Annotated in this window: 9 protein-coding genes and 1 pseudogene; 7 read left to right on the top strand and 3 right to left on the bottom strand. The window is 45.5% G+C overall.

Going from position 1 to position 14,474, the window contains the following annotated elements; translation table 11 throughout:
• Positions 1 to 293: 293 nt before the first annotated feature.
• The 5 genes from KAI36_RS24735 (at position 294) to KAI36_RS24715 (ending at position 7,274) form a co-directional block, all read left to right on the top strand.
• Entirely contained in the window at positions 294 to 1,655 is a 1,362-nt protein-coding gene (locus KAI36_RS24735) for an FAD-dependent oxidoreductase (RefSeq protein ID WP_220026258.1), read from the top strand.
• 388 nt (positions 1,656 to 2,043) lie between these two features.
• On the top strand, positions 2,044 to 2,877 hold the full coding sequence (locus KAI36_RS24730) for a formate/nitrite transporter family protein (protein WP_025722197.1): 834 nt from the start codon (positions 2,044 to 2,046) through the stop codon (positions 2,875 to 2,877).
• 371 nt (positions 2,878 to 3,248) lie between these two features.
• Positions 3,249 to 5,381 (top strand): molybdopterin-containing oxidoreductase family protein, encoded by a 2,133-nt coding sequence (locus KAI36_RS24725; protein ID WP_220026257.1) that lies wholly within the window; start codon positions 3,249 to 3,251, stop codon positions 5,379 to 5,381.
• Between the two features lie 46 nt (positions 5,382 to 5,427).
• Entirely contained in the window at positions 5,428 to 6,675 is a 1,248-nt protein-coding gene (locus tag KAI36_RS24720; protein WP_068938950.1) for an MFS transporter, read from the top strand.
• Positions 6,676 to 6,779: 104 nt separating this feature from the next.
• Entirely contained in the window at positions 6,780 to 7,274 is a 495-nt protein-coding gene (locus KAI36_RS24715; protein WP_039271600.1) for a GNAT family N-acetyltransferase, read from the top strand.
• Between the two features lie 98 nt (positions 7,275 to 7,372).
• Here KAI36_RS24715 and KAI36_RS24710 read toward each other — a convergent pair whose 3' ends face one another.
• Positions 7,373 to 7,921, bottom strand: a complete 549-nt coding sequence (locus KAI36_RS24710) for a GNAT family N-acetyltransferase (protein ID WP_028540721.1) — start codon at positions 7,919 to 7,921, stop codon at positions 7,373 to 7,375.
• A gap of 84 nt (positions 7,922 to 8,005) precedes the next feature.
• Entirely contained in the window at positions 8,006 to 8,731 is a 726-nt protein-coding gene (locus tag KAI36_RS24705) for a hypothetical protein (protein ID WP_023990742.1), read from the bottom strand.
• Between the two features lie 207 nt (positions 8,732 to 8,938).
• Between KAI36_RS24705 and KAI36_RS24700 the strand changes: the two genes are divergently transcribed.
• A complete protein-coding gene (locus KAI36_RS24700; protein ID WP_028540719.1) occupies positions 8,939 to 10,618 on the top strand; it encodes a glutamine--tRNA ligase/YqeY domain fusion protein in 1,680 nt (559 codons plus the stop codon).
• 183 nt (positions 10,619 to 10,801) lie between these two features.
• Here KAI36_RS24700 and KAI36_RS24695 read toward each other — a convergent pair.
• Positions 10,802 to 12,024, bottom strand: a pseudogene (locus tag KAI36_RS24695) (MFS transporter).
• Positions 12,025 to 12,540: 516 nt separating this feature from the next.
• Here KAI36_RS24695 and KAI36_RS24690 point away from each other — a divergent pair.
• On the top strand, positions 12,541 to 14,418 hold the full coding sequence (locus KAI36_RS24690; protein ID WP_220026255.1) for a motility associated factor glycosyltransferase family protein: 1,878 nt from the start codon (positions 12,541 to 12,543) through the stop codon (positions 14,416 to 14,418).
• Positions 14,419 to 14,474: the final 56 nt, after the last annotated feature.

Below are 14,474 nucleotides of genomic sequence, written 5' to 3'. Positions count from 1 at the left end.
TCTAAGGGGTGTTGCATCATGTGAAGGTCGATTCCAAGGGCATAATCAGGGGGCTTACAGGGAAAACTGGATGGAGCAAAGAAACATTTCAGCAAACGACTGAACTCGGATATCCTTTCTTTTTTAAATGTGGACAAATTGTGAATATCTTAAAAAGCTATTGTAATGTGAAAAATATCACACTATAATAAGCACATGAAGTGAAATAAATCACAAACGCTAACGAGCTGTTTACGTGAAACTATTCACAATTATTATACATTTTATGCCCACACACCAAGGAGGAATTTAACATGAAAGTAGCAGTTATCGGATGTACACACGCAGGCACGGCAGCTATCGTCAACACAGCTAAATGTTATCCAGATGCCGAAATTACCGTTTATGAGCGTAATGATAATATTTCATTCTTATCTTGTGGTATTGCTCTGTACGTAGGTGGTGTCGTCAAAGATCCGCACGGACTGTTTTATTCGTCTCCAGATCAACTGGCTGACTTGGGTGTAGAGACCAAGATGCTTCATGAGGTAACGAGTGTGGATACGGCAGGCAAGACGCTGCATGCACGTAATCTCCAAACAGGCGAAGAATTTACAGACACATTTGATAAATTAATTGTGACCACAGGATCATGGCCTATTATTCCGAAGCTGGAAGGCATTGAACTTGATCATATTTTGCTCTGTAAAAACTATAATCATTCGAATGATATCATTGAGAAAGCCCAGCATGTACAGAACATTACAGTCGTCGGAGCTGGATACATTGGTGTTGAACTGGTAGAAGCTTTCCAAATGAACGGTAAAAATGTAACACTGATCGACAGTGCTGATCGTATATTGAATAAGTATTTGGACCATGAGTATACAGACCGGATTGAAAGTTCCCTGAAGGAACATGGCATTAAGCTGGTACTTGGCGAGACGGTGAGTCGTTTTGAGGGTACGAACGGTAAGGTAAGTAAAGTCGTGACCTCTAAAGGAGAATATGAAACAGAGCTTGTTATTCTCTGCATCGGTTTCCGACCTCAAACGGATCTGCTCAAAGGTCAGGTAGATATGTTGCCTAACGGTGCGATCATTGTGGATAACTATATGCAAAGTAGCTGCCCGGACGTGTTTGCAGCAGGTGACAGTTGTGCAATCCGCTATAATCCGACAGGCAAAACGGCTTATATCCCTTTGGCAACCAACGCAGTTCGTATGGGTACGCTGGTAGCACGTAATCTGGTACAACCAACCATTGCCTACATGGGAACCCAAGGAACTTCGGGTATCAAAATTTACGAAGACAATATTGCAGGAACAGGCATGACGGAAGCGGCGGCAACGGACGAAGGCATGACTGTAGAAGCTGTAACCATTGAAGACAGCTACCGGCCTGAATTTATGCCAACCTCCGAAAAGGTATTACTGAAAGTGGTATATGAGAAGGAGACACGGAGAATTTTGGGGGCACAAATTATGTCGAAGGTGGATTTGACGCAATCCATTAACACGCTATCCGTAGCCATTCAAAATCATATGACCATTGACCAGTTGGCCTTTGTCGATTTCTTCTTCCAGCCGCATTATAACAAGCCTTGGAATTTCCTGAACGCAGCAGGTTTACAAGCATTGCCAACAATATCCGAACGGAATCCAGTTACTGTATAATTCGGTTTGTCTGTGACATTGTTCATAAGTTTGTCAACAATCTGAGACGTATGGACGAATCCTTATAGTACAATATAGAGTAGCATAAGGATTAGGGGGTAAGTAGATTATGGATTTGTTTTATATCCTTTTTCTTGTAGTCGTAGCGCTGGTAGGCCTCGGTGGAGTTATTTGGTTCTTGAGAGCAGTTGAAAAGGAAGAATACAATTAAATGTAAAGCGCGTAGTAGCGCAGTAGACGTAATAATACAGAAAAGACAGTCCTTTTTACAAGGGCTGTTTTTTTAATGCCTATTAAAGTGATTTTTTTCACAAACAAAATCACTGATTTTAACTAAAATATGAGAGAAGAATATTCGAGTAAAAAGATGTTAAAGGAGCGGGAACATATGGCAAGCTATAAACCGGGGCAAATTGCCGAAAAGACGGTAGAAACAGGAGTGGCTAAAGCGAACAACCCGTGGACTGTGTCGGTGGTATTGGGATTTTTGGCAGGTGCATTTATTGCACTCGGGTTTTTGCTGGATATACGTGTCATCGCAAGTGCACCTAAGGAATGGGGGAGTATTGCTACCTTTATTGGAGCTTCCGTGTTCCCTGTAGGTCTGGTGTTGGTATTGATCGCTGGCGGAGAATTGCTGACCGGCAATATGATGGCTGTCCCTTTGGCGAGATGGGCAGGACGGATTAAGACCGGCGCTATGTTCCGTAATTTGGCGATTATTACGCTCAGTAATTTTGCGGGTGCGTTATTCGTTGCATTTTTCTTTGGCCATGTGCTGGGTTTGACAGAAACGGGCCCTTACCTGGACAAAGTGGTGGATATGGCAGGACATAAGCTACATGAAAGCTTTTTGCAGTCTTTTATATCGGGTATAGGATGTAACTGGCTCGTAGCACTGGCTGTATGGCTGGCTTATAGCACAGACTCAATTGGCGGCAAAATTATGGGGATTTGGTTCCCGACCATGGCCTTTGTCGCTATTGGATTTCAGCACGTTGTTGCCAATATGTTCCTCATTCCGGCGGCTATTTTTGCAGGCCACTTTTCATGGGCAGATTATGTTATGAACTTCATTCCGGTCTGGCTGGGGAATTTGGTAGGAGGTAGCCTGTTTGTGGCTGGAGCCTACTGGTTGGCCTATTTGAAAAAGCCTCAAGCCAACGCACATCCAGTGAATGAATCTCCAACTACTTCTTCGGTTGCACATCAAATCCGTTGAGTGATCTTGCTTAATTATGGTACTTTAAACAGCAATGAACAAAGCAAATCCGCCATGACAGGCCCGGGGGAACGAAACCTGTCATGGCGGATTTTTTTGGGAGTGGTCCATGATTTGGCATGGAGGATGAGTGTGCTCTCGTCCATAATGCCTTGATCTCTTTTACCCTCGGTAAGATATGATGAAACAGGATGTCGAAAAAAATTATGATTCTTAAAAAATCCGTTTTGCTCTATGCAGCAGACGGATTTTTTTAATATTTTGGAGAGCGGCTGTGTGGGAAAATCCTTCTCTTGCCATAGGTCAAAGCTGTGGATATGATAAGAGCAGTGTAATTTTTGGAAACGGTAACGGAAAGGAGCATCAACACTATGGATCATCGCAATAGCGCGCCTCCTGAGGCCACGCTTCAACAAGACTTACAAAGGGGACAGCGGATGACGGAGCAGCAGGACGGTATTTTTCCGGCTGTATGCCCGTTAGATTGCCCGGATACGTGTGGGCTCCTGCTTCACAAGGAAAATGGAAAGATAGTCAAGGTGACTGGGAACCCGGATCATCCTATTACCAAAGGGGCTATTTGTAACAAAGTTCGCAATATGACGGAGCGGGTATATGATCCTGATCGGGTGCTCTATCCTTTGAAACGTATAGGCCCCAAAGGAGAAGGGAAGTTTGAACGAATTAGCTGGGAGGAAGCGGTCGAAACCATTACTGGTCGGTTCAAGGAGCTGATACGTACGGACGGATCGGAATCTATTCTCCCCTACAGCTTTTATGGCAATATGGGCGTATTGAGTGTGGATGGAATGGATCGCCGATTTTTTAATGCGCTGGGTTCAAGCCAACTGGATCAGACGATATGCAGTGTGGCAGGGAATGAAGGCTGGGCGTCCGTTATGGGTTTTAAAGGCGGCACCAGCCCGGAGGACACGGAGGATGCAGACCTCATTATTGTGTGGGGTGGAAATGTCATTAGCACCAACATGCATCAGGTCGTTTTGGCTGAGAAGGCACGTAAAAAAGGTGCTAAGGTGGTCGTTATTGACGTTCATCGCAACCGGACGGCGCAATGGGCGGATTGGTTCATTCCGTTATATCCGGGGACCGATACGGCGCTCGCGTTGGGTGTTATGAATGTGCTGTTCGCTCAGGGACTGACGGACGACGAATTCTTACATCGCTACACGGTAGGCCATGAGGAACTGCGCGAGCATGTTAAGACATATACACCAGAGCGAGTTTCGCGGATTACCGGCGTGCCGGAAGCAGATATTATCCGTTTAGCGGAAATGTACGGAACTGCGCGAGCAGCGTATATCAATATCGGCAATGGGCTTCAGCATCATGATAATGGCGGTATGAACGTACGTGCGGTTACATGCTTGCCTGCACTCACTGGACAATGGCTAAAGCACGGCGGGGGAGCGTCACGCTCTAATGGCGCTTATGGCAAGTTTAACGGCGCCAATCTGGCGCGTCCTGATCTGCGACAGAACCCCGATGCCCGGGTGATCAACATGAACCGGATCGGAGAAGCGCTGCTACAGAAGGAACAGCCGATTAAGGCGTTATTCGTATACTGCAGTAACCCGGTAGTTGTAGCTCCCGATTCAGAACGGGTGACTGAAGGATTTGAACGAGAGGATTTGTTCACAGTCGTTCATGACCTGTTTCTTACCGATACGGCCCGTTATGCCGATATTGTGCTGCCTGCAGCGTCTTCCTTTGAAAGTACGGACCTATATAAATCCTACTGGCATCACTATGTCCAGATGCAGGAACCCGTCATTGCTCCACTCGGAGAAAGCAAAAGCAATTATGAGCTGTTTAGCCTGCTCGGACGGGCTATGGGCTTTGACGAAGCTGCCTTTACGGAAAGTGAAGAGGACATGATCGCAGGCGCGCTTGATAATCCGACGAACCCATATCTCAACGGTGTAACCTTGGAAGCCTTAAAAGAGTCACCTTTTGTAAAGCTCGATATGTCGCCAAAGGCCACTTATTTGGATCGTCTAACCACGCCTTCAGGCAAGATTGAACTATATTCGGAGAAAATGAAACAAGCAGGTCTGCCCGCGATGCCTTCATATGTGCCGCTGATTGAAGGGTATGATGGAGAGCATCGACCGCAAGCGGACGAGCGGTTTCCATTAATGTTTATTTCACCGCCAAACCATAATTTTCTGAATTCTACTTTCGCTAACTTACCCAAGCATCAGCGGCTGGAGCGGGAGCCCTTGCTACAAATTCACCCGGAGGATGCTCAGACAAGAGGCATCGCGGATGGGGAACCAGTTACCGTATGGAATGATCGGGGGACGTATGAGCTGAAAGCCAAAGTCACCGATCTGATGCTGCCCGGTACAGTGATTAGCCAGGGATTATGGTGGGAAGGCAAAGGACGCAGACAGCGTGCCAATGTGTTAACCTCTGATCGGCTGTCGGATATGGGACAGGGGGCTACTTTCTTCTCAACGGTGGTGAATGTGAAGCGCAAATGAGATAATGCCATTTATGGCGTCAGATGCAAAAGGAGAAACAAAAGATATGAAATGGTTGGAGTCTTATCCGAAAGAAGTGAAAGTGTTTCTCGTTGCCAGTCTGATTAATTCCGCCGGAAGTTCCCTGATGTGGCCGCTGGTTAGCATGTACGTATTTGACGAGCTGAACCGTAGCATGGGAGATGCGGGAATTGCGATTTTAGTGCAGTCTCTAGGCGGAATTTTTGGTCAAGTGCTGGGAGGAGCCCTTTATCACCGTATTGGAGCCAAGAAACTGATTGTTGGTTCACTGGCGATGAACGCGCTGGGACTTCTTACGCTTCCATTTACCAGTGGTCATTGGGTAGCGTTTGTCATCATGATGGGCTTTATCGGCTTTTTTAATGTCGTATCTGTGCCTGCGATTCAGGCCTTTGTAGGTTTTCGTTTCGCTGACCGTCGTGGAGAGCTGTTTAATATTATTTATGTCGCTAACAATATTGGGGTTGCAGTGGGTACGGGATTGAGTGGCGTTCTGGCTGACCTTTCCTATCAGCTCAGCTTTGTGATGAACGGGGTGACTTCTGCGGTATTTGCCGGGTTTTTCTGGTCTTATCTAAGTAGGGTGGATCGGGAAGAGGGAGAAGTACAGCTCAGCAAGTCCGTGAAGAAAAGAGAGGAAATACCAGCTCGTTTGCTGTTTCGTGATACCAGATTGTATCTCTTTGTGGGGGTAGGCTCGCTTTTTTTATGGTTCGGCAATTCGATTTGGAATACAGGAGTGTCTCCCCATATTATTGAGCAGGGCTTGCCTAAAACAATGTATGGGTTACTGTGGACGCTGAATGGTATCCTTATTTTTGCCGCACAACCCATTATTTTTTGGATAAAACGACTGTACGCTCATCACGCTTCAGCGCAAATGACATGGGCCGGAGGATTTTATTTGGCGGCTTATATTGTCATGCTGGGCACACAGAACTATACTGGAATGATATTTGCTATGGTTCTGGCGACCCTGGGAGAAATGCTGATTGCACCTGCGGTTCCAGCATTCCTGTCTGATCATGGAGGTCGGGGTGCACCCTTTTACATTGGGCTTGTGGGGGGCATTGGCGCAGCCGGACGGGTAATGGGACCTTATATTATGGGGAAGTTGTATGATGGTGGTGGGTTACCGCCTACACTTTGGCTGGCAGCGGGCGTAGCGGTGTTGTCGATCCTGTTTTTCGTCCTGCATAGCTGGTTGAACCGTTACCGACATGATTTGGATACTTTTGATACTACTTCCAAGGCTGATGTTCCCAGTTCTTAAGTCCTAATAAAAGTTCAGTAATGAGCGGTGATTATGGTACAATAAGTGACGAATGATTGCAGTTATTGCTTCAGGAAAGCCTTCACAGGAAGGATTGAAAGGAATTGTTTACAAGTCAACCCTTGACGATACGTCATTCGGAGATGAAGGATGCTCCTGATCTGATTGCGCTGGATGAATTGGTATGGAATGAACGTACGGCTCCCGCTTCGCTGTCCTGGAAGTCTCGCGGAGAGTTTTTGCGCAATACGCCTCCGGGCTCCCAACTGGTCGCCATCGAACAGGAAGTACTCTGCGGGTATATTGGATTTCGTCCTCCAACGCTGTTGGCTAGTAATTGTCATGTATTGGAAATAAATATAGCTGTACATCCAGCCTATCATCGCAAAGGTATTGGGACGGCGCTCATGAACTCCATGAAGGACATTGCAGCTGCCGAGGGCATACGCAAGTTGAGTTTGCGTGTACTCTCATGCAACACGGAAGCCCTTATGTTTTATGAAAAAAGTGGTTTTGCGATTGAAGGACGTTTGCATGAGGAGTTTTACATAGCAGGCCAATTCGTGGATGATGTGTTAATGGCCTATTTCTTAAAATAGGCGGGAGGCACAGATAGCAACATTCGGTTTTATGTCCGGCCTAAACAAACAACGCCGCAGACCTGATCAGGTCTGCGGCGTTGTTGTATAATACAATATTACCGAAGTTGCTTCCATTCATTTTGAAGCATACCATACACTGCGTGGTTCATGTAGCCGTCGGGCAGCAATTCCGCTTCGCGTACAATGCCTTCGAGCACAAAGCCCAAACGTTCCGGAATACCGCGGCTACGGCGGTTCGTAGTTGCACAACGGATTTCGACCCGATGCAAGTCCAGCTCCATCAAAGCATATTCAACGAATACGCGGCAGGCGCTGGTCATAAGACCTTGCCCTTCGTATCCATGTCCAAGCCAGTATCCGATGCTAACCGAACGGTGAGTCCAATTGATCTCATGGTAGCTGATGATGCCAGCAAGCTCGTTGTCTATCCAAATTCCGGCGGTCAGGCTACCGTTCTCTGCGGCTTGTTTCAAGGCGCCCTGTACGAACTGCTCTGTGTGGCTGATTTCCGTAGTAGAGTCTACCCATGGAAGCCATTGACGCAGGCGGTCACGGGACATTTCGATCAGCTCAAACAGAGGCTGCACATGCTCCTTGGTGAGCGGCCGAAGGACTGTGCGTTCGTCCAACGCATATGTAAACATGATTGATCCCCTCTTTCACTCGGAAAATCGCTAAACCAGCCAGTCTAGCATTTAATCCCATGCTACCTTATTCTGCGAGAGTCGTCAAAAGGGAGAGGAAGCTTCAAATTCTATAGGTCCCACCCGGAACCGTTCATGCTCGTATACATATTTCAAATCCAAATCCCCTACAAATTCGGTCGGGGATACACTGCCAGATACAGTGGCTTGCAGAGGGAGCTGTTCGGCATCATACATTACGACGGAGTTAAAATCGAGATGTTTTGTAAATTGCACTGGATCATCGTAAAATACGGATGCTTTAGGGTCCATCGTCTGTGTAGCACCGTCAATCGTGACAGTAATATGCACCTGGCGGTTGTGGTCACGTAGCTCCACTGAGCTGTGTACGCGCTGGGACACAGCATATGCTGCCGATTCGACCGCATATTCTTCCATCGTCTGTGCGTTAATAATATGCAGCTCCTGCAATTCGACACCCGTTCCCGAGGCGCGTGTGATGATCACGACGGCTTCACGGACACCATCCTCGTTTACATCCCTGTAATATAATTGTGGTGCGGTGGAGATATCTGCCGAGCCCGACCAGCGGAATGTGCGACGTTGCTGGCCGATTTCCAGTACAGCTGAATGGAATAGTCCCTGTGACGGATTCACGGCATATAAATGGACGGAGGGGTCTTCTGGAGCGCTGGCTAGCGGACGAGATTGTACGGTTTCGTTCACCGGGTCCGATGAAGGATGACCGGAAGTCATGACGGAAGAGGACAAAAGCATAGACAGCAGGATCACAATGAGCAGCTTAAACACGGGTGGGTCTCCTTTTCCGGACAAAATAAAAGATATATACACTATAACGAATTTATTTGCCGAAAATGTTAACTCTTTTTCATAACTTGTCACTTTTTTTGCTGAAGAGAGCATAAGGATTTTCATTTTATTGAGTTATGCGGTGTGAAAGGGTATATTTAAGGGAACAGGTTATACACAGATTATACGGAAGAAAGGTTGATTAGCGTGGAGAAGCCGATCACTCCCCCCAATTTTATTAAAAATGTTATTGAAGAGGATCTACGTACGGGTAAGGTAAAGGAGGTTGTTACACGATTTCCGCCTGAACCAAACGGATATTTGCATATTGGACATGCCAAAGCTATCTGGATCAACTTCTCGTTAGGAGATGAATTCGGAGGACGCACAAATCTGCGTTTTGACGACACCAATCCGGCGAAGGAAGATACGGAATACGTGAACTCCATCCAGGAGGACGTGAAGTGGCTCGGTTATGAATGGGAGGAAAAACATTTTGCCTCCAATTATTTTGAAGAAATGTACAAGCGTGCCATCCTGCTGATCCAAAAGGGTAAAGCCTACGTGGATGACCAAAGCGCGGACCAAATCCGCGAAACTCGTGGCACACTGACCGAACCGGGGCAAAATAGCCCTTATCGGGATCGAAGTGTTGAAGACAATCTGAAGCTGTTTGAAGAGATGCGTGCAGGCAAATACCAAAATGGTGAAAAGGTGCTGCGTGCCAAAATTGATATGGCTTCAGGAAACATTAATTTACGTGATCCGGTTATTTACCGCATTTCACACACAGCACATCACAATACAGGCGACACATGGTGCATCTATCCAATGTACTCCTATGCTCATCCGCTGGAAGATGCGATTGAGGGAGTAACGCACTCGCTCTGTTCGCTGGAGTTCGAAGATCAGCGCCCGCTGTACGATTGGGTTGTAGCTGAATGCGAGATGGAAAAGGTACCGCACCAATACGAATTTGGACGGCTGAACCTGGCTCAAACCGTAACCAGCAAACGTAAGCTCAAGCTTCTGGTCGATGAAAAGCACGTAGATGGTTGGGATGATCCGCGTATGCCGACGATTTCCGGTTTACGTCGTCGCGGCTACACGCCGGAGGCCATTCGCAGCTTCGTATATGAGACAGGCATTTCCAAAGCCTACGGAGTCATCGATTTGCAGGTACTGGAGCATTTTGTACGTGAGGATTTGAAGCTTAAGGCACCTCGCACCATGGCAGTCATAGATCCGTTGAAGGTGGTTATCACAAACTATCCTGAAGGACAAGTTGAAATGCTGGAGGCGGAAAATAATACTGAAAATCCGGAACTCGGTACACGTCAAATTCCGTTTTCCCGTGAAATTTATATCGAGCGTGAGGACTTCATGGAAAATCCGCCGAGCAAATACTTCCGTTTGTTCCCTGGTAATGAAGTGCGTCTCAAACATGCTTACTTCATTAAATGCAACGATGTGATTAAGGATGCGGACGGAAATGTAACGGAGATTCACTGTACCTATGATGTAGAAACCAAGAGCGGATCAGGCTTTACAGGACGTAAAGTGAAAGGCACGATCCACTGGGTGGAGGCTACTCAGGCTGTACCTGCCGAATTCCGTTTGTATGAGCCTTTGATTAACGCAGAGGACACGGAAGAGATTGAAGAGGATGCATCGGAAAAAACATTCCTTGACCAATTGAATCCGAACTCTTTGGAAATTGCTCATGGCTATGTCGAGCCGAACATGAAAGAAGCTCAATCGCAGGACAAGTTCCAATTTTTCCGTCATGGTTATTTCAGTGTCGATCCGAAGCTTTCCAAACCGGGTGAGCCTGTATTTAACCGTGTTGTATCGTTGAAAAGCTCTTTCCAATTGCCTAAGCAATAGGTTGTTGGAAAGTGTGGGAGAGATGGTAGCTTCGTGCGACCAAGTTGAAAAGGAGTCTGCCGTCGGCAGACTCCTTTATTTTACGCATGCACGCTCTTTATACATGATCATTGACTTGACGATACTCTATTGCCTTTGCTAACAAGCCAGAAGGGAAGGGGATACCTCATTCCTCTAGTGTTGTTAAGGGGCTTCTTCTATTCGTTTGTGCCCGCTGGCAGTCCTGGCTGATAACCGTTCTTGTACAGCATATACCACATGATAGCGAAGCCCGCAGAGCCAAGTAGGGCAAAGAAGACCCCTGCATGGTACATCATTTCTCCGCCAAAGTTCTGGAATAGCCAACCTCCCGCAAAACCTGCTACGATACCGGATATACCACTCCAGGTCAAAGTATATACGGCCTGTCCGGATGATCGGTAAGCTGCAGGGGTGAACAGGACGGTCAATTGGGTGCCTACATAGAAGTATCCACCGAAGGTGACGCAATGAAGAGCCTGAATGAACACAATCTGAATCGGGTCTGTGGCCAGAGCCATCAGTTCCCAACGTAAGGCAAACAGCAAACTGACGAGTGCCAAACAGCCGACCATCACAGTCATTTTTTTCTTCAAGAAGCGATCAAACAGCAAAAAGACAATAATTTCGAATACCGATGACATAAAAACGGCAAAACCAAGCATCTGTTTGGACCCGCCCAGCTCGGTGATGTACAGGGACATAAAGGCGCTGTTGATCGAATTCGGGATGGATACAAGGATGCCTAATAAAATAAAGGATATAAAGTATCCGTTCATTAAAACGCTGCCAAAGCCACGCAAATGAATGGTCGCTGTCTCCACAGTGCTTTTCAGTGGTGGAATCGACAAGGTGCAGACTAATGCAGCCAGAAGAAGTACCGTAAAGATGGTGGATATGCTGGATATCCCCGTTTGGTCAATAACTATACCGGCAACTGCTGCTGTCACAGCCCAGCCGAAGGAACCCCATATACGGAATGAACCAAATTTCCGGTCTGTGCCCTCAATATAGCTGAGAATTAGGCTGTTGCTTTGCGCAAATAAAGGGCTTTGGAAAAAATAAAAACCAATCATCGACACATAAATCATGATATACGTATGGACATGAAATAAAGCTTGCAGCAATAACAAGGTACCTATAATCATAAATAGCAGAATACGTCGGAGGTTACGGCTCCGGTCGCTTGTATAGCCCCAAAAAGGGTTCGCGAATACGGATACAAAAGGTCCGATAGCCATCAGACTCCCGATCTCCAGCTTGTCCATGCCGATATCTTGCAGATACAACGGGAAGAAGCTGGAGAAAATGACCATAGCTCCATATAGAAAAAAATTATACAGTTTTAAGGAATATAGAGGAGTCTCTTGAATTTCTCTCTTTTGCAAGACAAGCCATTCCTTTCTTAGCCCGATAGAGAATTGCGCATCGATGCCGATCTGTGGGAGGTTCTTTATTCCAATGTATCATGTGTTGAAAGGGTTAACAAACCAATAAATTAACAATTATGTAATAATTATTAGAAGATACTAATTTGATATTGGTTTAAGCAAACTTAATGATTATTTCGCTATTTTACTAGTTATTGTTTTTGTTGCTCCAAGGGGCGACATGTAGACGAACTACAGCATTTGAAACTATATATGGTTAGTCCAAGTAAATGCTTGGTTAGTTACAAAATCTTTATTTATAAATAGGTTCTTAAGACCTAAAGTTTATACATAGAATAGCCGATACTTAATCCATAATCAGGAGAATTTAGGATTATTTTTTCCTGAATAAAAATACATTGTCGCAGATATTACATAAAATCAGAATACTATGCTTCATAAGAAATGATATAGGTTTAATCGACTGGCCTGTATAGTTGGTTTTATGAAATATCGGGTGGAAAGGGATGGAAAATGGCATTACAGCATCATAGAGACAATTCCTTGTACCACCGATTTCCTCGGCTTCTTTTGCTTCAGGCAGGAGAAGGAGTTGAGTTGGTGACTTCTGAAGCCAACGAGCCCAATGTAATACTGACTCGTGAGGGACAATCATATTATTTACATGATCCTGAGCAGCCTGAGCGGGAAGCAGAATTATTTGTTTTGGGTTTTAACGAGGTTAAACCTCAAGCGCACGTGATCTTTTTTGGTGTAGGACTTGGGTATCATATTCGTGAATTTCTACGCAAGTACCCGAATACCAGCTTCTCCATCGTCGAGCCCGACACTGGTTTGATGAATATTTTTTTGCAGCATCTGAATGAAAACGATTGGCTGGCTGATGAGATGATCGAAGAGGTTATGGTAGGAGGAATGACAGGAGAGACAATCGGTACACTGCATAGGTTGATCGACCGTGTATCTGGGGTACTAGTTGTTCCATGGCTCCCGTATCACTCCTTATTTGCTGCGGAACTGAAGAAGTTTAATGAAATATTGTACAAAATGGTCTCTAACAAGAAGGACAAAATGGCTATCAATAACGTGTACGAAAAAAAGTGGGCGTTAAACAGTATTCATAATCTTCCTTATATTTTACATAGTTCAGATTTTCTGCACGCGGGCTCAGAGCATATTAGGGGCAAGCCAGTCTTAGTAATATCTGCTGGCCCTTCGCTTAACGACGAAATTGAGCACCTGCGGCATATTCGTGAGAACAATCTTGCTTATCTGTTTACAGTAGGATCGGCAGTGAACACGCTGGTGGAGCATGGCATTTATCCGCACGGCACATTCAGTTATGACCCGAACGAATACAACGTAAATGTAATTCAAAAGGTGATCGACAAGCGAATTGATTCAATTCCACTTATTTTCGGCAGTACGGTCGGTAAACACACACTCGATCATTATCCAGGTCGTCTTATGCATATCATCATTTCTCAGGATGAACTCTCCAAACACGTATTGCGTACACCGGAGGGAAATAAACCAACGATTATTAACGATGCTCCATCAGTAGCGGTCATTGCACTCCAATGTCTGATCCAGATGAAAGCAGACCCTGTTGTGTTGGTAGGGCAAAATTTAGCTTATCGGGATGAACAATATTATGCTGAGGGGATCACCAATTCTCAAGGAATTCCGGTTAGTGTTAATTCACCGCGTGTTGATGGTGTTCATGGCCAACTGGTTGTCACAAATCATTCTTTTATTAAAATGAAAACGGAAATGGAATTTTACATCAATATAGCGAGAGAGACTGAATTTATTAATACAACATGTGAGGGTGCTGTTATTAAGGGAACATCCTTTCAAAACTTGGAAGAGATAATCCAGACGCGGTTAAAAAGTCCGATTGACGATTCATGGCTGCAAACAAGCAGTAATTCGGAATACGATCTCTTGTTTTTGAGGTCACGCATTGAAGAGCTTCAGCGAGATGAAGAGGTTTTTCAAGCGATTATGAAGCAGATTCATCATGCTTTGCTCGGCATCAAACATAAGCTCAGTCTGAAGCAGGCCAATATGCTGAACGTGTCCTTTGGACAGTTTGACGACTTGTTTGCCTCATTATTAGGTAATTGTTTTTTCAAAATATATGTTCTGCCTCGCCATCGTATGCGGTATGAGTTTTTGTACAGTAAAATGGGCGCCATTCAGAGCAGTAGGAATCCTCTGATCAGAGGTGAACAAATTCTGCTATACTTCGGGGATTTCATGTGGAAATGCCAGCAGGATTATATGGAAATCAAGAACGAGATCCATAAATTTCACTGCTTTATTCATACTTATGCAGATGAAAGTGTTCATGAGCATATCCGTCAATGTAATGGCATGAAAAACTAGGTGTATAGTTCGTTTTATGTGGTTCTTAGGAATAAACTTTCAAACACCTAGGATCG

The organism is Paenibacillus sp. S02 (assembly GCF_019454065.1).
Lineage (GTDB): Bacteria > Bacillota > Bacilli > Paenibacillales > Paenibacillaceae > Paenibacillus > Paenibacillus polymyxa_B.
This window is presented reverse-complemented; position numbering and strand designations above follow the sequence as displayed.

Excerpts from the sequence above, each read along its gene's own strand:
- KAI36_RS24735 (WP_220026258.1), top strand. The coding sequence starts at position 294 with ATGAAAGTAGCAGTTATCGGATGTACACACGCAGGCACGGCAGCTATC.
- KAI36_RS24730 (WP_025722197.1), top strand. The coding sequence starts at position 2,044 with ATGGCAAGCTATAAACCGGGGCAAATTGCCGAAAAGACGGTAGAAACA.
- KAI36_RS24725 (WP_220026257.1), top strand. The coding sequence starts at position 3,249 with ATGGATCATCGCAATAGCGCGCCTCCTGAGGCCACGCTTCAACAAGAC.
- KAI36_RS24720 (WP_068938950.1), top strand. The coding sequence starts at position 5,428 with ATGAAATGGTTGGAGTCTTATCCGAAAGAAGTGAAAGTGTTTCTCGTT.
- KAI36_RS24710 (WP_028540721.1), bottom strand. The coding sequence starts at position 7,921 with ATGTTTACATATGCGTTGGACGAACGCACAGTCCTTCGGCCGCTCACC.
- KAI36_RS24690 (WP_220026255.1), top strand. The coding sequence starts at position 12,541 with ATGGCATTACAGCATCATAGAGACAATTCCTTGTACCACCGATTTCCT.